This window comes from Bacillus sp. GW823-FHT06A10 (assembly GCF_058795375.1).
In genome coordinates this window covers 2,282,378-2,304,231 of sequence record NZ_JBXAHT010000001.1, presented here as the reverse complement: position 1 = coordinate 2,304,231, position 21,854 = coordinate 2,282,378, and the positions used below count along the sequence as shown (strand labels likewise).

The following is a 21,854-nucleotide window of genomic DNA, read 5'->3' as shown; positions in this document are numbered from 1 at the left end:
ATCTTTCATAACGAAATTTCTATTCTTTTTTTAATGGTGGTAATGATATGTTAGGTTGATAAATATTCATTAGTTTCGAATTGAATATTTTTCTTAAAAGCAAAAATTTATTGATTAGAGTTTTTTTAGGTCTTTTAGATGTATTGCTATATTACGATCAAGATAATATTTTGAATAATCCTCCAAACAAAGAAACGCACATTTTCTTGTTTTGGGTAGTGAAGTTTCTTAAGTTGAGTGGGGCCCTTTACATCCTAATAAAAAAGTGTAGGCTTAAGCTTACAAATATTCATCCTCCACTTAAAATTGACGTTTTACACCTTCACATTTTTGAGGAAGGAGTTATTTGTCAGAAAACAATAAAATCTTATTAATTTTTATAATTAGTAGAATTTTTGTAGAAATAATTCTCTTAATATATTAAAATAACATCGTATTATGTCAGATTTTAATTAGGGGAGAGAAATTTTATGTTGAAAAAAATCATTCCAGTTGCTTTAGCATTAAGTACAGTTACTTTTACTAGTGTATTTGCTGCGCCTTCAATCCAAGCAAGTACAGAACAAAACCGCTACATAGATGTACAAATGCTCGGTATTAACGATTTTCATGGGCAACTAGACACTGTAAAAAAAATTAACAATAAAGATGCAGGGGGAATTGAGTACTTAGGGGCTTATTTACGTGATCGTGAAAAACAAAATCCAAATACATTAAAGGTACATGCTGGAGATGTTGTTGGAGCAAGTACTCCTGTTTCAGCATTATTACAAGACGAACCTACAATTGAATTTCTAAATGATTTGAAATTCGATGTTGGAACGATAGGAAATCATGAATTTGATGAAGGTGTTGAAGAAATGAACCGCCTTATTTATGGTGGATACCATGAGAAAACAGGGAATTTTAAAGGAGCAAAATTCCCATATGTTGCTGCAAATTTCTATAATAAATCCACCGGTCGTTTATTTTTACCACCATTCACTATAAAAAAGGTACAAGGAGTTCCTGTTGGATTTATCGGAGTCGTAACAACGGATGTTCCTAATCTTGTTATGCCTACTATGCTAAAGAATGTAGAAATTACAGATGAAGTTGAAGCTATTAACAAATCCGTAAAGCAATTAAAAAAACTAGGCGTTAAATCTATCGTTGTACTTGCACATAACGGAGGTATAACAGATGGGAACGGCGTAACAAATGGTGATATCGTCCGATTAGCAAATGAGACTGATCCAGAAGTCGATGTTATTTTTGGTGGGCATAGCCACACCTATGTAAATGGAACTGTTAATAATAAACTTGTCGTACAAGCAAATTCATATGGTATGGCTTTTGCTGATGTTGATGTAAAGATTGATCGTAAAACACAAGATATTGTTGAGAAAAAAGCAGAAATTGTTACAACTTACCATGAAGGCATAGAGCCTGATAAAAAAATCAAGAAGAAGATGGAGAAATATCAAGCAAAAATCGCACCTCTTGTTAATGAAGTTGTAGGTAAGTCTATTGCGCCACTAGATCGCAAACTCAATACGGCTGGTGAATCTACTCTTGGAAATTTAGTTGCTGATGCCCAGCGTACAACAATGCAATCTCAAATTGCACTTATGAATCCTGGTGGTATTCGTAATGACTTAGATGCTGGTGATATTACATGGGGAGAGATATATGGTATTCAACCATTCGGAAATCAATTAATAAAAGTAAATTTAACAGGTCAAGACATTCGTGATATTTTAAATCAACAATGGCAAAAAGACATAACAAGAATGCTTCAAATTTCAGGAATCCAATACACTTGGGATGCGAACAAGCCTAATGGAGAAAAAGTAACAAGTATTCGCTTAACAAATGGAGAAGAAATCATTCCTTCTAAAACTTACAGCGTCGTTGCGAACGCATTTCTAGCTTCAGGTGGAGATGGATTTGTATCCTTTAAAAACGGTAAAGATGCTGAAACAGGACCAACTGATTTTGAAGCATTAGTAGATTATATAAAAAAATCAAAAGAACCAATTCAGTCTATTATTGATGGAAGAATTCAAAAAATAAATTAGTTTTTTATTAATCTCAAAAACAACTAGATTACCTGTGCACTATACTCTTTAGTGTGCAGGTAATCTATTTTTTTGATTTGAAATAGTCTAACTGTGGCCAATGGGTATACTGTCTAGATGCAGAGTGCCGAAAAAAATGAAGTGAACAAAAAATAACCCCTAAATTAACTCTATGATAAAGAGACTACAAACAATCAAAATTTGGAACTTCATATTAACCATATATTAACTACGTTAATAATACATACTGAAATTGAATACTTTAGATAACATCATTTATAACAAATATCTGTACATTATAATGTTATGCAATGAGGAATTTACAATACAATGAATTGAAGCTTATTTAGTTTTATATTCGTATAAGTGAATTAAGAATTTCTTAAGAACCTATTAAGAAATAAGTGAGTTTTAGGAACTAGAATAAATGTATCTGAACAGTAATAAGAAAATGAATGTTTTAAACGGAAGTTGGCAGAGTATGTCAAAAAGCTATAAGTAAATATTTCAGGAGGTTTTTTATGAAAAAGAAAATAATTATTGCAATTGTTGCTTCTGCTATAACAATGACTCATTTTGTAGGAAATACTTATGCAGATTCGAAAACAGAGGTTTCTGTTACAGCTCCCTATAATACAAATCAAATAGCGAAATGGTTAGAAGCACATGCAAAGCCTTTAAAAACAACTAATCCAACTGCATCTCTTAATGATTTGAAACCACTTAAGGATATGGTAGGTTCAGCTTCAATTGTAGGTTTAGGTGAAGCTACGCATGGGGCTCATGAAGTTTTTACGATGAAACACCGCATTGTTAAGTATTTAGTATCTGAAAAGGGCTTTACCAATCTAGTTTTAGAAGAGGGATGGGACAGGGCCTTGGAACTTGATCGATATGTTCTTACTGGTAAGGGAAACCCAAGCCAACATCTAACACCTGTATTTAAGACGAAAGAAATGCTAGATTTACTTGATTGGATTCGGCAATATAATGCTAATCCAAAACATAAATCTAAAGTACGTATCATCGGGATGGACATTCAATCAGTAAACGAGAATGTTTATAATAATATAACAGAATATATTAAAGCGAACAATTCAAAACTATTGCCTAGAGTAGAAGAGCAGATAAAAGGTCTTATTCCTGTAACAAAGGATATGAATACTTTTGAAAGTCTTACGAAAGAAGAAAAAGAAAAGTATGTTTTAGATGCTAAACAAATTAGTGCTTTATTAGAGGAAAATAAAAGCTATTTAAATGGAAAATCTAAAGAGTTTGCATGGATAAAGCAAAATGCTCGTATTATTGAACAGTTTACTACAATGTTAGCGACACCTCCTGATAAACCAGCGGATTTTTATTTGAAACATGATATTGCAATGTATGAAAATGCGAAGTGGACTGAAGAACATTTAGGAAAAACCATTGTATGGGGACATAATGGACACATTTCGAAAACAAATATGCTTCCTTTTATATATCCTAAAGTAGCTGGGCAGCATTTAGCAGAATATTACGGAAAACGGTACGTATCTATTGGAACGTCAGTTTATGAAGGACAATACAATGTCAAGAATAGCAATGGTGAATTCGGCCCATATGGAACATTAAAATTAGATGATCTAAACAGTTATAACTACATTTTTGGACAGGTGAAAAAAGATCAATTTTTTATTGATTTACGTAAGGCGAACGGCGTGACAAAAACTTGGTTAAACGAACAACATCCAATTTTCGCTGGAATAACTACCGAAGGGCCTGATATACCAAAAACTGTTGATATATCATTAGGTAAAGCGTTTGATATACTTGTTCAAATTCAAAAAGTGAGTCCATCTCAACTACATCAATAAATTTAGAATAATGTGCCTTAATGACAAATTTCATAGTGTTTCATATAACACTATGAAATTTGTTTTATATAGCAAGAAGAATAATCGCATTAGAAAAAATCAGCAATTTAAGCTGTTAAGAGTAAAACGAATCTTCAATATGTAAAGCGCAAAAAACACTGAAGCGAAAAGCATCGGTGTTTTTTGCGCTTTCGGGCACAGATGCTACTTCAACCCTATTGTACAAGTGATTTTGTATGTAAGGAATTTGTAAGGAATAGGTAAGAAAAAAGAGATTTTCATTGTGTAGGATAAAAATATAAGGAGGCGTGAAGGGGGGAACAATTACGGCCTACATATAAAACAAACAATCAGTAACAAGAGTGTTTTGTGAAAATAATGAGTACAATGATTGCAAATGCATTGTTGCCTTTTCATCATTTGGAGAATGGATAGCTGTGTGGTTCGTATATGACACTTCTATCAACTATCTATACAATTTTAATAGAAGAGAGGAATTTTTTATGAAAACACGCAGTAAAATTACATGTGCAAGTCTAGCACTTTTAATAGGTGGAAGTTCCCTGTTATACATAACACCAACATCAGTTGTAAAAGCAGAACCTACGCAAAATGTATCTAGTTCGTTACAAACAAGTACGCAAAGCGATCGTAATTCCGTTAAGAAAGCAATACGAGATGAACTGCAACTTGGATACCCGGGAATACTCGCTCAAATTTCTAAGGGTGGTAAAACTTGGAGTTATACCGCTGGGATAGCGGATCTGAGAACTAAGAAACCAATGAAAGCAGATTTTCGCTTTCGCATTGGCAGTGTGACGAAAACGTTCATTGCAACAGTTCTACTTCAATTATCTGGAGAGAACCGTTTGAATCTAGACGACTCCATTGAAAAATGGTTACCTGGTGTTATTCAAGGAAACGGATATGATGGTAACCAGATTACTATCCGGCAAATATTGAATCATACAAGTGGTATTGCTGATTATATAAATTCAAAAGACTTCGATATTATGGATACAAAAAAATCGTATACGGCTGAAGAATTCGTCAAAATGGGGATTTCTCTTCCCCCAGATTTTGCACCAGGAAAGGGTTGGTCTTATTCAAACACAGGTTACGTATTACTGGGGATCCTTATTGAAAAAGTAACTGGCAACAGTTATGCGGAAGAGGTTGAAAACCGAATTATTGAACCGCTTGATTTGTCAAATACATTTCTACCTGGTAATTCAAGCGTGATTCCAGGCACCAAGCATGCCCGTGGCTATTTGCAACTAGACGGAGCGAGTGAGTTAAAAGACGTTACTTATATTAACCCAGGTAGCTCGGATGGAGATATGATTTCTACTGCTGACGATTTAAACAAATTCTTCTCTTACTTACTCAGTGGTAAATTACTGAAGGAACAGCAGTTAAAACAAATGCTTACTACAGTTCCTACAAATAGAGAGGGAACCGGATATGGTCTTGGAATCCTTGAAATTAAGCTTCCGAATGGTGTCTCGGTATGGGGACACAGAGGTGGCGTTCTAGGGTTTTCCACTTTTGCTGGTGGAACACTTGGAGGCAAACATACATTGGCCGTCAATTCGAACAGTTTTAAGATTAATAATCCAGAGTCTTTTAAAAACGTTTTAATTGCTGAATTTAGCAAGTAGGCAAAAAGGAAAACTGGATACATTTATCATTTGTAATTTTAATCGGAATAGATTACCGATTAAAATTAGTATAGAGGGAATTAAGTATCTAGAAACAATCAATCCGATAATGAGAGATGGCTAAGTAAAAGGATTGGTTTATATATTGTATTCTCTCCAGCCGATTAAAGAAGTAACAGATATAATGAGTGATTATTATGTATATATTATTGTAGTTGTGTTTGTATCGTCACTGATTATAAATTTGTATAAGGTGCGAAGTCTAATTTAGGACTTCGCACCTTTGCTGTTTAACAGCTTTTATTACTAAGCTATTAATAATAGCAAAAAGGAGAATGTAACTAGTTATGCAGATGAATCTTGGCACAGGTGCTATGTAGGAGATTTTGCTGAAAATAAATTTAGAAGAATATATGAATTAGAGACATGAAAGCTGAAATGAATTTTAGTAGTTTTTATGTTCATCAGTTACTTGAAATTCTAGCTGTTTTGTATACAGAGTTTTTCTCACCGTGATTGATAGCGCGTAAATATCATTCTTAATTATATGTAGTATGCATTGAGTGAGATTTTTTAGAACTAAATACAGTGTCATCTCCTAATGGTGAAAACAGTATTTGAATATTGTAGGGCTCTTAAGTGTTTCATTAACAAACCTTATTAATGAAGGGGAAGAGCAAATTTCGCTTTTCGATAACATTGTACAAAGAGAAAAAGAAATGAGATTAACGAAAGTTATGGACGAAATTCGAACACGATTTGGTAAGAACAGTATTTTACGAGGTATTTCCTACACAAGCGTCGCAACAGCAAGATATAGAAACACATTATTAGGAGGGCACAAATCGTGAAGAATGCTAATATGCCAAAAGGAAGAGGTATGGTAAAGTGGCAACCGTTTGCCAGTATGCCGGAGCAGTTCGCAGTTATTAAAGAAATGATAAAGGAGCAAACGAAAGCCTCGCGTCCAATTGTAACGCAAGATGAAAAAGAAATGATTGAAAATAAGCTATTAACTTCATTTTTAGGTGAGGAAGAGGTTTTACTTACATATTATAAAGATGGTTATTTATATAAAAATTACATAACAGTAGTGGATATTAATCCATTAATGGAGACGATTACTTGTACTGATGCTTTTCATAATCAAAGAATGTTTAAGTTTTGTGATGTAATTGAGGTTGATTAGAATAATTTTCTATGCAGTAGGTTTATTTTTAGCAGTCTACTGCATAGAAAAATAAAAGGTTCAGTCACATAACAATTTTCAAGGTTTTAAAATAACTTTAATACAATCATCTTCACGATTATTAAAAATTTGATAACCGTAGCTTGCTTCTTCAAGGGGGATTTTGTGTGTAATAATCTCTTTTGGATCAAATTCTTTATTTGTTATTTTTTCAAATAGTTCCGGCATAAAATGAATAACAGGTGCTTGTCCCATTTTAAGATTAATATTTCTAACCCAAAATGCTCCGAGTGGAAATGCATTATAATTGCCACCATAAACGCCAGTCATTTGAACCGTTCCATATTTTCTTACGGCTTTCGTAGCGATTTGAATAGGACCGAGAGTTCCGCCTTGTAATTTTAACTTTTGTTCTAGAAATTCTAGTGGCGATTTTTTTCCATCCATGCCCACGCAATCAATGACTACATCGGCACCGCCATGTGTGATTTCCTTTAAATGTTCTCCCATATCGGGAAATTTTGTAAACTCAAATACCTCAACATTGTTAATCTTTTTTGCATAATTTATACGATAATCTAAGTAATCGACTGCGATTACGCGCTTAGCACCTTGCATCCAAGCAAATTTTTGTGTCATTAATCCAACAGGTCCACAACCTAGGACGATAACAGTATCACCTGGCTTAACACCTGCGTTTATTACACTCCAATAGGCTGTTGGCAAAACATCGGATAAAAACAGTAAAGATTCATCTTCAAGTTCGCATGATTCCGGTATAACAAATGGAGTGAAATTTCCAAAAGGAACTTTTAAATATTCTGCTTGTCCGCCTGGATGGTTACCAAATTTCTCTGTATAACCAAAGTATCCACCAGAATCATAATGAGGATTGGAGTTATCACATTGGCTTTCCATTTCATGTTGGCAATAGAAACAATGTCCACAAGAAACGTTGAAGGGGATGACAACACGATCTCCTTTTTTCACTTTAGTAACATCTGGACCAACTTCTTCAACAATGCCCATTGGTTCATGACCAATAATGTACCCTTGCGGTAAAGGCATGTTCCCTTGATATAAATGTAAATCAGAACCGCAAATAGCGGTTGAAGTAATTTTTACAATAATATCGTCTTTTTTCTCTAACTTCGCATCATCAACTTGTTTAACTTGTACTTGGTTTGGTCCTTGATAGGTTACAGCTTTCATCTCATATCTCCTTATAAATTATTTTTCATAATTTATATGTATCTCTTGGCAAAACAGAAATCTTTAGTAAAGAGAAATTTATACATATTGTTGTTATGAAAGTACGTTATAGTAGCTCTTCTTTCTTATGTCTTTGCCCTATTTTAAGAAGAAACTCAATATTTATACATAATTTAATTCCCATAAAAAGGATAATTATTATTTCATAATTTGTAGCATATTAAAAACATTGGAGGTGAAACGATATGGCAAATAATAATAGTGGAAGTCGTAATGAATTATTAGTTCGAGGCGCTGAACAAGCTCTTGATCAAATGAAATATGAAATTGCACAAGAGTTTGGTGTACAACTTGGTGCAGATACAACAGCTCGTTCAAACGGATCTGTTGGTGGTGAAATTACAAAGCGTTTAGTAGCAATGGCAGAACAACAACTTGGTGGTAGAGCTAACCGCTAAGTAAATTGGCATAAAATATAGCAAATATGTAAATCAATTTCTTTTGTGTATTCATAAAAATAAAAAACCTTATATTAAACAGATTCTCACTCAAAGATTATTGATAATCTTCTTTCATAATCTTTGAGTATTTTATTTGTAAACGACTTTCCTAAACAATAAACACGCAGTGTTGGAAAGGTGTTTTCCATGCATAGTAGAAAATCTTTTGCAGGAAAAAGCATACTTAAAAATTTGATTTCAATATTGAAATCAATATTTATTATGATATTTTCGAAAGGGAGGAATTTAAAAATGGGTATTTTAAGTGGAAATCCTCAAAATGAACCGTTACATTACGGAGAAGTATTTGATATTTGGAGTTATCTTTTAGCAGCACAAGGTGCAATTGCAAGCCATCAAGTATTTATGAACCACACAGGTGACGAAGATTTGAAGAAGTTTTTAGAAAGCTTAATTGAAAATGATATGAATTCAGAAGTAGAAGAGTTAAAAACTCTTTTAAAGATTAATGGGGTAGCTTTACCGCCTGCTCCTCCAGAACGACCAGTTGCATCTATCGAAGACATTCCCCCAGGGGCACGTATTAATGATGTTGAAATTGCTGCTGCTGTTTCTGCAGGGCTAGCAGCTGGACTTGTGACATGTAGTCAAGTAATGGGAAAATGTCTTCGAGAAGATGTAGGCATGTTATTTGGACAATTTCATATGAAAAAAGCGCAGGCAGGTGTAACTCTGCTACGTTTAAGTAAGAAAAAGGGATGGGTAGTTCCACCTCCATTACATGTAAGAAATTCTGATCAAGCGTAATAAATAAAAATAAAAAAAGTGGCGTTGGCCACTTTTTTATTTTTTAGATGTATCCTCAAGCTTGGATTTATTTATTGTGGAAGAATCTATATATTCATCTGACATTTCCATAGCATATTTATTATGTTGAATATGATTGTGATTTGTTAATTTATCGTCGTTACGTAGCACTAGCCTCTTCATATAAATGTGGAAGAAAACTTCTGTTCCACCAATAATTAAAGCGGCTATAAATGAAGAAAGTCCAATGTTACGAGTAGCATCTAAATTAGTAAACAAGGATGTTAGTAACCAAGTTCCGAAAAAGCTTAAGCCGAAATCTGCCATTGTAGCAATCATATTTCCGTATTTAGGTAAAATGAAGAGGTCTCCGATTAAATAGGCAGCTCCCGTAAGAAAAAGAGAAATTAGTAATACTCTAGGAATTGAAATGCCTTGAAAGATACTGAGCATGATTAGCAATACTGCAGTTATCGCTGTGTATTTAATTAATAAGGCAACAATATGTTTCATCATTTTCCTCCATTGTTTAAACGTATATGGAATACAATATTTCATTAAAAACGGATTATGCTTTTATATAGCGTAACCCGTTTTAATCACCCTTTAATGGTAAGAAGTACAACCTAGGTAAGAAGCAGGCTTATACTATAGATAGTATTTGCGGAATATCGTGTTTTATTCACAAAGGGTAGTTCCATTCTTATAATAGTGATGTTGCCTAAGTGCAATGTTTTTTATATTAAACTTAATATTTTTTTGTGTTTTGATTTTGCATTATATTTTGATTCGTTAATATAAAAACAAACAAAGTATTTCCGCATTTAATGCATCTTTTTATCTATATATTTTCCGTAATCAGGTACAGCAATTTTATCAAATTCTTGAACAAGTGTTTTGAGGCTTGTTGATAGCAAGTCACCTGACATCGGTATCCCATGTCCAGTAACAGCGGTTAGAGGCTTTAACTTCTCTAGCTTAATAACTGACCCTTTAGCAGCTTTCCAGTCTGTTGTTAAATAACGAGGCGGACCGCTTATTTCCTGTTCTTGAGTTATTACTTTATACAGATACTCCTGTTTCACTGTAACAAAAGCGTCCCCAGCAATTAAAGTTCGGTCTTTCTCTCGGAATAATGAAATATGCCCAGGAGTATGCCCTGGTGTATGAATCCATCTAAACTCTGGCATATGGGGAACAGTTCCATCGATAGGTAGTGCTTTTACGCTATTTCCTAAATCAATCGGTTCATTAGGGAACAGGGGAGACATTTTCGCTACCATACCACCTTCAACTGTTGGATCTGGTTCAGGATAGCTTTGTTGTCCAGTCAAAAACGGTATCTCCATTTGATGGGCATAGACTGGAACATCCCAATATTTAATGAGTTCAATTATTCCTCCAACATGATCAAAATGCCCATGAGTTAAAATAATTGCTTTTGGACGGCTATTTGTACCAAATCGCTCCTCAGTAACAGAGATAATTTCATTTGCACATTTAGGCATTCCAGCGTCAACTAAAACAAAATCATCGGTATGCGGATTCCCAACAAAACATATGTTGACGATTTGAATCGTGTAGCAAAATAAATCAGGTAATACTTCGATGCCGTGACCACTTTCAATTGAAGTTGCTGGAATAAATTTGTAATCACTTCCATAATTCATTTCCTTGTTCACCTTTTGTCCCCCTTAATATGTTTCAATACGACATTATAGTTCCCTAATTTCTCAAATCCATTTTGGGGGATTTGAGAAAAGAATTAGTGGGGATTACAAAAAACAAAAATTAAGGTGGAGACATATCGATTTATATAAAGTGCAAACAGAAAATATTGATTTCACAAGTGTAGTTTTTACTATTTTTTGAGGAGGGGTTATGAGTTAATAAAAGATTCATCTGAATATTTTAATATATTTTTATAAAAAATACAGAACAGTAGCTAATAGAAATCTATTAAATGAGGCGATTACTTGTACCGATGCTTTTTATAATCAAAGGATATTTAAGTTTTGTGATGTAATTGAGATTGATTAAATTATGCTTTTCAATAGCTATTAACAGTCCTTTCAGTGATACTACTATCTCTTACTAGCTATATGATATATTCTATTTTTTATCTAACTAACGCTCTTAGTGTAGTTGGTGTCCTTGCATTGAGTACTTCATGGTTTTTATTCACTTTCAAATGTTTCATCCGAAAGAAAAACAGAAACCCCTTCTTTATTAGAGATAGGAAATTCCGGTTCATCTTTTTTATAGACAGTTCAATTGTATTTCAAATTCACATGATGATTCGGTAAATCACCTTGGATAAAGTAGGCTTTATTGATAGCGAATCTGTATTTCTTGATTGATTACCGCCTATTCCTCATACATCATTTTCCTCGTCATTCCACCGTCTACGACAAGGTTTATACCTGTAACAAAATCATTTTCACTGGCTGTTAAATACAGACAGGCTCGTGCAATATCATCTGGTGTTCCTACACGCTTTGATAGGTGCTGTTCATGATCAATTTTACTTAATTTTGAATAATCTCCTGTTTCAATCCAACCTGGGGAAATAGCATTCACTGTAATCCTATCTTCGCTAAATGAGGCTGCGAGCGCATGTGTAATAGCAACGATCCCACCTTTTGTGGCAGCATAAGATTCTGAATTTGGCTCAGACATAATCGCCCTTGTAGAGGCGATATTCACAATAGATCCACCTTCTTTGTTATGACGCATATACTTTGCTGCTTCACGCGAACCCAAGAAAACACCTCTTAAGTTTGTATTGATCACATCGTCCCATTCTTCTAACGAAATATCGTAAGGGGACTTGAATAACTCTTTTCCGGCATTATTGATTAAAATATCTATCTGACCGTATGTTTGATTAGCTACTTCCATTAATCGAATAATATTTGTTTCGAGCCTTATATCTGTTTGTACGAAAAGTGCTTCTTTACCCTGTTCTTTTATCTTAGTAACTGTTTTTGCACCTGCTTTTTCGTCTATATCTGCTAAAATAACATTGGCCCCTTTTTCTGCATAATGTAAAGCAATTTCTCTCCCGATTCCATTTCCAGCCCCTGTTATGATCACTGATTTATTAGAAAAATTCATTGTAATTACACTCCTTTAAAAAAATATAACGTCTTTATTTTTTTATATAACATACAAAAATTATCCTTCTGCATAAGCAATAGTTAATTAATTATGCTAGTATTTTTACTCTTCACTAATAAAAGGAGTAATTATCTTTTTTTCATAAGAAGATAACACAATATTCGTTGATGGAGTACCATATTGCATTGAATCATCAATAAATTGTTCTAAACTTTCTACAGAATGTGTTGCTATTTTGACAATATAGCTAATTTCTCCTGCTACTCTATAACACTCGAGTACATCTGGATGATTATAGCAAAAGTTAGATAATGATTTACAATTTGTTGATTTAAACAGTATAAGTGCAGAAATTGGACGATTTATTTTTTTTAGAGAAACATGTGCATGGTAACCTTCAATAATTTGTTGTTCCTCTAACTTTCGTACTCGCTCAGTTACTGACGGGGAAGATAAGTGAACCGCTTCCGCTAAATCCTTCATTGAAATTTTTGCATTTGACTGTAATAGTCCCACGATTTTTTTATCAATTTGATCCATAAATTACCCAACCTTTTTTTATAAAATAGAATAACCTAAATTCTTTATAAAATAAAGCCGAACAATCAAATATCCTTATTGAACTTATTTATCAGCCTTCTATACTTGTATAAAATAAGGGTAGAAGGAGGCGGTTTACGATATGAAAAAGATTTTATTATTATTAGCTGACGGGTTTGAAGCAGTAGAAGCTAGTGTATTTACAGATGTACTAGGCTGGAATAAATGGGAGGGAGATGGATCAACCGAGGTCGTAACAGTTGGTCTTCGGAATAAATTAACTTGTACTTGGAATTTTACTGTCATACCGGAAAAAACGGTTGATGATATTCAATTAGATGAATTTGATGCACTAGCTATTCCAGGAGGATTTGAAGAGGCGGGTTTTTATCGGGATGCATACAGTAGAGAATTCTTACATGTTATTCAACATTTTTATGCCAAGCAGAAGCCTATTGCCAGTATTTGTGTTGCATCATTAACGCTTGGCAAAAGTGGAATTCTTGTAGGTAAAAAAGCTACCACATACAGTCATCCAACGAGTAAACGAAAAGAGCAGTTAAAGAATTTTGGTGCAATAGTACAAAATGATTTAATAGTACAAGATGGAAATATTATTACATCATCAAATCCAGGCACAGCTTTTGATGTTGCGTTTTTATTACTTGAAAAATTAACATCTAAAAAGAATGCTGAACATGTAAAGGACCTTATGGGATTTTAGGCATTTATTCTTTTTGTGAGTTTTTTGTGCTTGCTAGAAGTAATGTGAAAAGTCGCCGTGCTCTAGCTCTATTTGCTGAACCCGAGGAAAAAGAAAAAGGGTTTGATTATTACAATACTTATAATAGGAGAATTTTTATGATTATAACACTTTTCACATATATATTGTTAGGTTTATCTTTAGCGATACCTGCAGGTGCTATGACAGTCCAAATGACTAAACAAGGAATGAGAAATGGTTTCGTACATGGTTGGTTTGTAGGTATAGGAGGAATGACTGTAGATTTATCTTTAATAGTTCTGATTTATCTAGGGTTCTCTAGTGTATTAACCAACCCATGGGTAGAAACAGTTATGTGGCTACTAGGTTTTGTATTTTTAATGTTTATTGGAATAGAAAGTATTAAAGAGGCAAAGTCAGAAGTTAACATGGAGGGAGAAGATCCTAATAAATCTTTATTATCAGCTTATTTATCTGGTTTTATGATTGCTATATCACCGGCTAATATTGTATTTTGGATAGGGGTCTTTGGTCCGGTTCTAGTTTCTTCATTAGGTAATGCAAGCACATCTACATTTATATTAATAGCTGTAGGTATTTTATTAGGTATCTTAATGCATGATATGATCTTATTAAGCTTTGTTCATTTTACTAGACGTTTTCTAAATCCAACCTTTATTAAAAGGGTATCTATATTTGCCGCAATAGTCCTATTCGGATTTAGTGGTTATTTTGGTTACGAGTTTATAAAACAAGTAATGACTTTTATCTCAAAAGCATAGTTCTTATACACTTAAATAGGATGGTTATAAGGTAAATGAAAAAGATACGTATTTTAAACGTAACGTAATTGTAAATATGTTATATCATGTAGGCACCCCCTTAGGAATTCATTGATCCCTGAGGGGGTTTTTAAATTCCTTACACGTAGCCTTTAGAAAAAGAAACGACCTCTACTATAATTGATGTTGTATGAGCTTAGCTCGATAGCGATGAGGTACTACCCGTATTTTAACGAAAATATACGCTAAGCAAACTTCGATATAAAAGAAGCCGAATTTTCTACTTTAAGTAACTTTCGGCTTCAATTCTTTATAAGTTAGTTGCCACTTCGTTTTCTCCATATTCTTTCACTATTTTATAAAAAGTATTTTTCTTTAGTTTCAATAGCCCCGAACTTAACTCCCGTTAGTTCTCCATTTTGCCACTTTGGATAAGTTTCTTCTATAGTTCATGTGTTGGATGGAGTGTGAGGCTCCAATCTTGCATTCCATTTTTTTGTTCTCTTCGAAAATTCTTCTTATGTAATCTGTTGCGATTGCTTGTAAACAAGTTCTTAAGTCCTGGCTTAAATAGTGATACATTTGCAGTTGTCTTTTAACATATTCTTGTTGTTTTGAGTTTGATTTTTTGATCATAGCAATCACAGCATCGTATTCGAAAAAGAAATGTTTTTTGTTAACTTCAATTATAAAAACATCATTTTGAACAGGATTTTCAAAGAAAAATTGCTCAAAGAATGTAGGGTGGGTCTCGTTATGCACAAGTTTTAACATAGATTATTGCTCCTTTAACTGTTTGATTTTATATTGTGTTACCTAATAATATTTTTAAGCTGGAGTAGCACTACATTGCTATTAAGCTAAGAAATACATTCTTTCTCAACACGAAAAAAATGAACTGAATTTCTATGGACAACTATGAAAGGATAAAATTTTCGTTTTGGGGATACTTCAAAATCTTAGGTTGGTGGGCATGTATGGAGTGCCCAAAAATTGATCCTTCTATTATTAGATATTATTTGCTTAAAAAAGCTTGCCATTAATGAAAATGGCAAGCTTTTTATCTCTATGAGTAATATTTCACTACATTAAATTAGAAATTAATTAGCTCGTTCTAATTTTTATATAAAAAGGAAGCAAAATCGTAACCAACTTATTTTGTAGATATTTCCTTTTTCTAATAGTCATAAGTGTAATGACTATTCTTTCCAAGGTGAATGTAAAACGCAATCACAGAAATTTTTGCGTTTAAAGCCTGGAAGAAGCAATGAGCAAACATCTGCTTTAATATTTCCGAAAGTAGTTTCAGGTTTATGAGCGAAACCTTCAAGGAAAGCAGGAAGGATTTTTTGTTTGAAATTATCTCGAGGGAAAGCAGATACAACTTGTTCACGAATTTCCTCTGAAATTTCGTCATACCCATCTCCCATAACATCGTAACCTACCCCAGAATAAATTAATGAAACTTGGGGTTCTTTATATTCAGCAATTCCAATCGTTGTGTGAAGTGCAATCGAATCCCAAACCAGTCTAATTGACTCATTATCCATGCCATGTTGTTGAAGGAAACTACGTGCAGCATTTGCACCATCTACTTCAAAACGTTTGTCTGGACTACTAAATTTCTTTGTGAGCCCAAGATCATGGAATAGAGCACTAACATATAATAGCTCTTCATCATACTTAAGATCAGCTTTTTTTCCTTGAAGAGCACCGAATAAGTAAACACGATTTGAATGATTCCATAGTAAATCGTTACCATATTCACGAAGAATTTCTTGCGCCTCTACTGCTATTTTACTATCTGGAATTACTATACCTGCAACTGTTTTTTGCATATAAATTGCCTCCTATAAATAATTGATATTGTCCATTTTCTTGCTAGCTCATGAGCTTAACTTAATTATATAAAGCATCTATTATTTATCAATGTAATCATTTCTATCGTTTTCATAGAAGGTATCTATGATTAAGGTTTCAATAAATCATAAAGAAACAAACCCAAATAACTACTTTTAACTTAAAAAACTTTGGCGCCTCCTATTTTACGAATTAAATCTATCCTTAATATAAATGTTTTATGTACTTAAAATGATAGATGATATCTATGTTAACTATAGAAATTATAGAATTGATTAATAGGTAACTGAGAGTTAAACTGAAGTTGCTTTACAAGATAGCAATACGAAATGATAAGTAACTTTAATAGATAAAAATCTCACGATAAGGGGTATATAAAGTATCTTGTAAAGCGTGGCTTTAAACGTAAAGATATCTGTATATATTTAGGTTAGAACTTAAAGGTAATCCTTTGAATCCATTATGCTTTTGCAAAAGAGGACTAGTGTGAAATGAAGTTATTTTCTTGTAGTGAATGGCTTTCATTCTTCTATGTATATTAATAAAAAGTAATGAAAGCTTGTTGATGGCAAAGCTTATATTATCAATGTTCGCTTTACATTTTTGGGGAATACGATGTTTTTTATTTCATTTAAGTATTTGAAGGTGTTTTAGCTAGTCCGCTATTGCAAAGTAGATTGGAGGAATAATAAATGGAGGTTTTTCATTCTGGAGAGCGTACTGTACACGATTTACTAGGTGTACAAAAGATTGCAAGCACTGCAAGTACAATGATTCAACAGACAATGCCGAAAAAGTTCATGAATTTTCTAAATGGACAGAATTCATTCGTGGTATCTTCTATGGATCAAAAGGGGAGAGTTTGGAGTTCATTTTTAGCAGGAAACCCTGGTATCATACAAGCTATCAAAGCTGACTTAGTTAAAATCAATACAAAAATAAATGAAGGTGATCCTTTATTTTTTAATATTTTACAACACAAGGAAGTAGGAATTTTAGTAATTGATTTTGCTTCCAGAATAAGAATACGAATAAATGGTAAGGTTTCGATGATTTATCCAGATGGAAACTTTGAAATCAAAATTGAACAAGTATTCGGTAATTGTCCTAAATATATACAGGCGAGAAGATTCGAATATAAAGCTGTTGAAGAAATTGTAAATAAGAAACTTCATCCGCGTAACACTTTAAATAAAAAGCAACAGAATTGGATTAGTGAATCCGATACTTTTATTATTGCAAGTGCAAGTTCTGAGGGAAAGATGGACATTTCCCATAGGGGTGGGATGCCAGGATTTGTTCATGTCATTAATGAAAAAACAATTATATTTCCAGATTACTCAGGAAACATGTTGTTCAATACTTTAGGAAATATTGTCCAAAATCCAAATGTTGGGTTATTGTTTTTTGATTTTAATACTGGGGATACATTACAAATCACAGGAGAAGCAAGTATCATTTGGAACATGGATAAAGATAATCTCTCAAAGTTTCCTGGTGCGCAACGTTTAGTACAATTTCAAATAATTGAAGTACTTGAAGCGCTTTGTTATGAATCTTATAATTGGGAATTTTTGAATTATTCTACTTTCAATCCAAAATAGAAAAGGCGGGAAAATATTATGCAAATTAATGTTACTGTTACAGAAGCTGCTATTAAACATTTCGAAAGTTTAGAGACTAAATATCCTAACCATTTTCGATTTCTACAATATGAAATGGGAGGCTGCGGGCGTCCATTGGATGGGGTTGTAAGAATACAATTAATTAAATCAGATGTAGGTTTCGAAGAAATTCAAACAAACTGGAAATCATTTTATATAAACAAAGCCTCTTTAGCTTTTCTTGATGATAATTTAACTATTGATTTCTTTGAAGGGTTTCAAATTAGAAGCTCTAGTCAAACTTATAGTCACAACATCCCTTTAGAAATTGAAAAATAAGGGTACTCATTGTTAAATAGATAGAAATTTTTAAGCTGAAAGGTGAAATAAATCATATATAGCCAACTAAATTTTTGTAAGGGAAAGGCTATAGGACATTAAATATACCCACTAAGAAAATTTATTATCGAATCCCAAATAACAAAAGCGTAATTTTCTCTAGTAAATTTAATTAGAGAAAGTTACGTTTTTTTATAAATGAAGGAATAGAACATTTAGGCAATAATACAGTAAAGGGAGAGTACGGAGCGATTATAAGGCTGAAAAATTAAGGATTTCTCATAATATGAATAAAGATATGCAAAGAAATATAATTATTTTTTAAAAAAAGGAGATTATTTTTATATGGAATTAAGACAGTTAGAGTATTTCATGACACTTTATAAAGAACTTCATTTTACAAAAGCAGCAGATAAGCTAGGTATTACGCAACCTACATTAAGCCATCAAATTAAAGCTCTTGAAGACGAAATAGGTATGCCGTTATTTGACCGCATGGGAAAGAAAATAGCCATAACTGACGTTGGTTCTATTTTAGCCAACGAATGTAAAAATATTTTTAATGCATTAGATAATGTAAAAGAACAAATCAGTGAATTAAAGGAGATAAAAGGAGGTAAAATAGCAATTGCCACTTTGCCTGGCGAACTAACAGACTTAGTCTCCACTTTATTATTAGATTTTCATAAAAATTATCCAGAGGTAACAGTAAAAATTATAAGTTCAGATGAAATACTAGAATTAATAAACCAGAATCAGGTTAATTTTGCTGTTACAATTGATTCTTCCGAGTACGTATTCGAAGATGAAAAAATTGTAAAAGTACCATTATATACAGAAGAGTTATTTTTAGTGGTATCAAATAACCATTCACTAGTTAATGAACAAGAAATACAATTCTCAGAATTGAATAAATTACCATTAATCTTGTTCCCAGACAGTCATGAATGCAGAAAGTTATTGAATTATACATGTTTACCACAAAAAATAAACTTGTCTCCAATTATTGAGACCTCTAGTATCGAATCGTTATTTGATCTTGTTAGAAATGGATTTGGCGTGACAATTGTCTCTAAAACTTTACTTGATATTACTGTAGATAATGATGTATTAGCAATTCCTATAGTAAATCCTAGAATTAGTAGGAAAGTTAACCTTATTTTACGTAGAGATAAATTTATTGGGTTTGGCACTAGAAATTTTATTGAATTGCTTACAAATGAAATTATAAAATTAGGATTTCCTATTTCTGAACAAAGTAAAGAACAGATTAGAAAATTAATTAAATAGTGATTGAATTTCGAATAACTATTAGAGGGGAGATAGAACATATCTATCATTATAATAGAAAAAGTAACATTGCCCTATCTTGTTATAGATATATAATTTAATTAAAGTTTCAATTAGTTTAGATCATCAAAAAAATGTCCTTTTTATCTAAATTTCTTAGAACTTATTTGTGAAGCTTTAATTGACGAGCGTATTTTTTTGACTTTTATTGAAAGTGGATTACACTATAAAAATTTTAGAGAGTAGATAATTTGAAAGTAGGTAAAAAAATGTGTGGCTATGTAGGATGTTTGTATAATACTGCAAAAAGATATTCAGAAACAGAAAAAATACAATTTGAAAATATGACGAATCTGTTATACCACCGTGGTCCAGATGACCAGGGATATTTTCGTGACGAGCATGTTCAATTTGGGTTTAGACGGTTAAGTATTATTGATTTGGATGCGGGACATCAACCGCTAGCATATGATAATGAACGCTATATACTTATGTTCAATGGTGAAATTTATAATTATATAGAATTACGTGAAATGTTAATTAAACAGGGAGCATGTTTTTCAACTCAGTCAGATACGGAAGTTATTGTTGCATTATATGCCCAAGTAAAAGAAGAATGTGTAAATTATCTTCGTGGAATGTATACTTTTGTAATTTGGGACCGTCAAGAGAAAAAATTATTTGGTGCTCGCGATCATTTTGGAATTAAACCACTTTACATTGCACAACAGAACGATATAACTTTCTTCGCATCTGAAAAGAAAAGTATCCTACATGTAATGCAAGATAAGGGTGTAAATCCAACTGCTCTCCAACATTATTTTACATACCAATACGGACCAGAACCAGAAACATTAACAAATGATATTAATAAAATTGAACCTGGTCATTATTTCATAAAAGAAATTGGAAAAGAGATAGAGGTTTATCGCTACTGGAAACCATATTTCAATGCTTCAGATAACAAAAAAGAGGAACACATTCGAGCAATTCGTGATGTATTATATGACTCAGTAAAAGTACATATGCGTAGCGATGTTCCAGTGGGTGCATTCTTATCTGGCGGGATTGATTCATCTATTATTGCTTCTATTGCAAAAGAAATAAATCCAAATCTCCTAACATTCTCTGTTGGTTTTGAGCACCGTGGATTTAGTGAAATAGATGTAGCGAAAGAAACTGCTGAGAAATTAGGAGTAAAAAACTATAGTGTATTGGTAACACCACAAGAATTTATGAATGAATTCCCGAAAATCATGTGGCACATGGATGACCCATTAGCAGATCCAGCAGCAGTACCATTGTACTTTGTTGCAAAAGAAGCACGTAAACATGTAACAGTTGTTCTGTCTGGTGAAGGTTCAGACGAGCTATTTGGCGGATATAATATTTATCGTGAGCCAAACTCTTTAAAAATGTTCTCATACATTCCCACTTCCGGGAGAACGGTTTTAAAAGCTTTAAGTGGAGCACTTAAAGAAGGGTTTAAAGGGAAAAGTTTTCTAGAGCGTGGATGTACACCAATTGAAGAACGTTATTATGGTAATGCAAAGATCTTTCGTGAAGAAGAGAAGATTAAGTTAATAAAGTCTTACAATGAAAGTGTTAACTATAAGGATGTTACCAAAGCATTGTACAATGAAATTAAGGATTATGATGATGTAAGTAAAATGCAATACATTGATATGTACACATGGTTACGTGGAGATATTTTATTAAAAGCGGATAAAATGTCTACAGCTCACTCACTAGAATTACGTGTTCCATTTCTAGATAAAGAAGTCTTTGATGTCGCTTCTAAAATTCCAACAGAATTAAAAATTGCCAATAGAACTACAAAGGCTATTTTACGTGAGGCCGTACGTGGTATTGTTCCAGATCATGTACTAGATCGTAAGAAACTCGGTTTTCCAGTGCCAATCCGTCATTGGTTAAAAGATGAAATGTATGACTGGGCTCTGAATATTATTAAAGAAAGTAAAACCGAACATTTAATTGATAAAAAATATGTATTAAACTTACTGGAGGCACATCGCACAGATAAAGGTGATCATAGTCGTAAAATTTGGACAGTACTAACCTTTATGGTATGGCATCAAATTTATATAGAACATACATATGATACAAATTTATTTAGTGAAGAGTGTCGAGTATATAATTTAGTTTAAATTTATATGTCCATCAATTTAAGAATTATATAACGCCTTCAAACAAAACTGTCCATTTTTACTTGGAGGGAAAGCATCAACAAAACGTGAATTTCGTACGCTAAGCAATTTTCAACATAGAAAAGGCCGATTCCCTGTACGCTAAGGGAATTGGCCTTTTTTATCAGTGTAAGAAACATTCAAC

19 protein-coding genes and 1 pseudogene are annotated in these 21,854 nt (G+C 32.8%); 13 read left to right on the top strand and 7 right to left on the bottom strand.

Annotation, left to right across the window (positions count from 1 at the left end; translation table 11 throughout):
• The first annotated feature begins 470 nt into the window (after nt 1-470).
• From AC1Q8M_RS11735 to AC1Q8M_RS11715, 5 genes and pseudogenes are all read left to right on the top strand, one after another.
• Nucleotides 471-2,060, top strand: a complete 1,590-nt coding sequence (locus AC1Q8M_RS11735; RefSeq protein WP_016512618.1) for a bifunctional metallophosphatase/5'-nucleotidase — start codon at nt 471-473, stop codon at nt 2,058-2,060.
• Nucleotides 2,061-2,581: 521 nt separating this feature from the next.
• Nucleotides 2,582-3,913, top strand: coding sequence for an erythromycin esterase family protein (locus AC1Q8M_RS11730; protein ID WP_025118610.1), 1,332 nt, complete (start codon nt 2,582-2,584; stop codon nt 3,911-3,913).
• 503 nt (nt 3,914-4,416) lie between these two features.
• Entirely contained in the window at nt 4,417-5,574 is a 1,158-nt protein-coding gene (locus AC1Q8M_RS11725; protein WP_000857802.1) for a serine hydrolase domain-containing protein, read from the top strand.
• A gap of 635 nt (nt 5,575-6,209) precedes the next feature.
• Nucleotides 6,210-6,425: pseudogene (locus tag AC1Q8M_RS11720) on the top strand (hypothetical protein); the annotation flags it as partial.
• A complete protein-coding gene (locus AC1Q8M_RS11715) occupies nt 6,422-6,763 on the top strand; it encodes a YolD-like family protein (protein ID WP_025118608.1) in 342 nt (113 codons plus the stop codon). The pseudogene AC1Q8M_RS11720 and the gene AC1Q8M_RS11715, both read left to right, overlap by 4 nt.
• 78 nt (nt 6,764-6,841) lie before the next feature.
• Here AC1Q8M_RS11715 and AC1Q8M_RS11710 read toward each other — a convergent pair whose 3' ends face one another.
• Nucleotides 6,842-7,975 (bottom strand): zinc-dependent alcohol dehydrogenase, encoded by a 1,134-nt coding sequence (locus AC1Q8M_RS11710; RefSeq protein WP_000649083.1) that lies wholly within the window; start codon nt 7,973-7,975, stop codon nt 6,842-6,844.
• 245 nt (nt 7,976-8,220) lie between these two features.
• Between AC1Q8M_RS11710 and sasP the strand changes: the two genes are divergently transcribed.
• Both sasP and AC1Q8M_RS11700 read left to right on the top strand, forming a co-directional pair.
• Nucleotides 8,221-8,433 carry a small acid-soluble spore protein, SasP family gene (gene sasP, locus AC1Q8M_RS11705; RefSeq protein ID WP_000002841.1) on the top strand — a complete coding sequence of 71 codons (213 nt, stop codon included), beginning with the start codon at nt 8,221-8,223 and terminating at the stop codon, nt 8,431-8,433.
• Between the two features lie 294 nt (nt 8,434-8,727).
• Nucleotides 8,728-9,243, top strand: coding sequence for a DUF3231 family protein (locus AC1Q8M_RS11700; protein ID WP_000512135.1), 516 nt, complete (start codon nt 8,728-8,730; stop codon nt 9,241-9,243).
• 36 nt (nt 9,244-9,279) lie between these two features.
• Here AC1Q8M_RS11700 and AC1Q8M_RS11695 read toward each other — a convergent pair whose 3' ends face one another.
• From AC1Q8M_RS11695 to AC1Q8M_RS11680, 4 genes are all read right to left on the bottom strand, one after another.
• The gene (locus AC1Q8M_RS11695) at nt 9,280-9,756 is read right to left on the bottom strand and encodes a YndM family protein (protein WP_065229029.1); all 477 of its coding nucleotides are present in this window, start codon (nt 9,754-9,756) and stop codon (nt 9,280-9,282) included.
• Between the two features lie 311 nt (nt 9,757-10,067).
• Entirely contained in the window at nt 10,068-10,925 is an 858-nt protein-coding gene (locus AC1Q8M_RS11690; protein ID WP_098255852.1) for an MBL fold metallo-hydrolase, read from the bottom strand.
• 685 nt (nt 10,926-11,610) lie between these two features.
• Complete coding sequence (locus AC1Q8M_RS11685) at nt 11,611-12,360, bottom strand: glucose 1-dehydrogenase (protein ID WP_098366015.1); 750 nt, start codon at nt 12,358-12,360, stop codon at nt 11,611-11,613.
• Nucleotides 12,361-12,465: 105 nt separating this feature from the next.
• Complete coding sequence (locus tag AC1Q8M_RS11680; RefSeq protein WP_000372089.1) at nt 12,466-12,903, bottom strand: Lrp/AsnC family transcriptional regulator; 438 nt, start codon at nt 12,901-12,903, stop codon at nt 12,466-12,468.
• Nucleotides 12,904-13,045: 142 nt separating this feature from the next.
• On the opposite strand from AC1Q8M_RS11680, the gene AC1Q8M_RS11675 reads away from it, so the two are divergent.
• Nucleotides 13,046-13,627 carry a DJ-1/PfpI family protein gene (locus AC1Q8M_RS11675; protein ID WP_000722336.1) on the top strand — a complete coding sequence of 194 codons (582 nt, stop codon included), beginning with the start codon at nt 13,046-13,048 and terminating at the stop codon, nt 13,625-13,627.
• A gap of 137 nt (nt 13,628-13,764) precedes the next feature.
• Nucleotides 13,765-14,409 (top strand): LysE family translocator, encoded by a 645-nt coding sequence (locus tag AC1Q8M_RS11670; RefSeq protein WP_000587495.1) that lies wholly within the window; start codon nt 13,765-13,767, stop codon nt 14,407-14,409.
• A 396-nt stretch (nt 14,410-14,805) separates the two neighbouring features.
• Here AC1Q8M_RS11670 and AC1Q8M_RS11665 read toward each other — a convergent pair whose 3' ends face one another.
• Both AC1Q8M_RS11665 and AC1Q8M_RS11660 read right to left on the bottom strand, forming a co-directional pair.
• The gene (locus tag AC1Q8M_RS11665; protein ID WP_086421785.1) at nt 14,806-15,183 is read right to left on the bottom strand and encodes a hypothetical protein; all 378 of its coding nucleotides are present in this window, start codon (nt 15,181-15,183) and stop codon (nt 14,806-14,808) included.
• A 425-nt stretch (nt 15,184-15,608) separates the two neighbouring features.
• Nucleotides 15,609-16,247 (bottom strand): HD domain-containing protein, encoded by a 639-nt coding sequence (locus tag AC1Q8M_RS11660; protein WP_001174222.1) that lies wholly within the window; start codon nt 16,245-16,247, stop codon nt 15,609-15,611.
• Between the two features lie 714 nt (nt 16,248-16,961).
• On the opposite strand from AC1Q8M_RS11660, the gene AC1Q8M_RS11655 reads away from it, so the two are divergent.
• The 4 genes from AC1Q8M_RS11655 to asnB all read left to right on the top strand — a co-directional run bounded on the left by AC1Q8M_RS11655 (nt 16,962) and on the right by asnB (nt 21,670).
• Nucleotides 16,962-17,873 (top strand): pyridoxamine 5'-phosphate oxidase family protein, encoded by a 912-nt coding sequence (locus AC1Q8M_RS11655; RefSeq protein ID WP_098366017.1) that lies wholly within the window; start codon nt 16,962-16,964, stop codon nt 17,871-17,873.
• A gap of 18 nt (nt 17,874-17,891) precedes the next feature.
• On the top strand, nt 17,892-18,212 hold the full coding sequence (locus tag AC1Q8M_RS11650; RefSeq protein WP_098229956.1) for an iron-sulfur cluster biosynthesis family protein: 321 nt from the start codon (nt 17,892-17,894) through the stop codon (nt 18,210-18,212).
• A gap of 345 nt (nt 18,213-18,557) precedes the next feature.
• Complete coding sequence (locus AC1Q8M_RS11645; protein ID WP_000423358.1) at nt 18,558-19,502, top strand: LysR family transcriptional regulator; 945 nt, start codon at nt 18,558-18,560, stop codon at nt 19,500-19,502.
• Between the two features lie 269 nt (nt 19,503-19,771).
• Nucleotides 19,772-21,670 carry an asparagine synthase (glutamine-hydrolyzing) gene (gene asnB, locus AC1Q8M_RS11640; RefSeq protein ID WP_002094073.1) on the top strand — a complete coding sequence of 633 codons (1,899 nt, stop codon included), beginning with the start codon at nt 19,772-19,774 and terminating at the stop codon, nt 21,668-21,670.
• The last annotated feature ends 184 nt before the right edge of the window (nt 21,671-21,854 follow it).

What these genes read in the sequence shown, in the direction of transcription:
- AC1Q8M_RS11685 (WP_098366015.1), bottom strand. Translation starts at nt 12,360, where the DNA reads ATGAATTTTTCTAATAAATCAGTGATCATAACAGGGGCTGGAAATGGA.
- asnB (WP_002094073.1), top strand. Translation starts at nt 19,772, where the DNA reads ATGTGTGGCTATGTAGGATGTTTGTATAATACTGCAAAAAGATATTCA.
- AC1Q8M_RS11660 (WP_001174222.1), bottom strand. Translation starts at nt 16,247, where the DNA reads ATGCAAAAAACAGTTGCAGGTATAGTAATTCCAGATAGTAAAATAGCA.
- AC1Q8M_RS11735 (WP_016512618.1), top strand. Translation starts at nt 471, where the DNA reads ATGTTGAAAAAAATCATTCCAGTTGCTTTAGCATTAAGTACAGTTACT.
- AC1Q8M_RS11675 (WP_000722336.1), top strand. Translation starts at nt 13,046, where the DNA reads ATGAAAAAGATTTTATTATTATTAGCTGACGGGTTTGAAGCAGTAGAA.
- AC1Q8M_RS11700 (WP_000512135.1), top strand. Translation starts at nt 8,728, where the DNA reads ATGGGTATTTTAAGTGGAAATCCTCAAAATGAACCGTTACATTACGGA.
- AC1Q8M_RS11650 (WP_098229956.1), top strand. Translation starts at nt 17,892, where the DNA reads ATGCAAATTAATGTTACTGTTACAGAAGCTGCTATTAAACATTTCGAA.
- sasP (WP_000002841.1), top strand. Translation starts at nt 8,221, where the DNA reads ATGGCAAATAATAATAGTGGAAGTCGTAATGAATTATTAGTTCGAGGC.
- AC1Q8M_RS11655 (WP_098366017.1), top strand. Translation starts at nt 16,962, where the DNA reads ATGGAGGTTTTTCATTCTGGAGAGCGTACTGTACACGATTTACTAGGT.
- AC1Q8M_RS11710 (WP_000649083.1), bottom strand. Translation starts at nt 7,975, where the DNA reads ATGAAAGCTGTAACCTATCAAGGACCAAACCAAGTACAAGTTAAACAA.
- AC1Q8M_RS11665 (WP_086421785.1), bottom strand. Translation starts at nt 15,183, where the DNA reads ATGTTAAAACTTGTGCATAACGAGACCCACCCTACATTCTTTGAGCAA.
- AC1Q8M_RS11725 (WP_000857802.1), top strand. Translation starts at nt 4,417, where the DNA reads ATGAAAACACGCAGTAAAATTACATGTGCAAGTCTAGCACTTTTAATA.
- AC1Q8M_RS11680 (WP_000372089.1), bottom strand. Translation starts at nt 12,903, where the DNA reads ATGGATCAAATTGATAAAAAAATCGTGGGACTATTACAGTCAAATGCA.
- AC1Q8M_RS11670 (WP_000587495.1), top strand. Translation starts at nt 13,765, where the DNA reads ATGATTATAACACTTTTCACATATATATTGTTAGGTTTATCTTTAGCG.
- AC1Q8M_RS11730 (WP_025118610.1), top strand. Translation starts at nt 2,582, where the DNA reads ATGAAAAAGAAAATAATTATTGCAATTGTTGCTTCTGCTATAACAATG.
- AC1Q8M_RS11695 (WP_065229029.1), bottom strand. Translation starts at nt 9,756, where the DNA reads ATGAAACATATTGTTGCCTTATTAATTAAATACACAGCGATAACTGCA.
- AC1Q8M_RS11645 (WP_000423358.1), top strand. Translation starts at nt 18,558, where the DNA reads ATGGAATTAAGACAGTTAGAGTATTTCATGACACTTTATAAAGAACTT.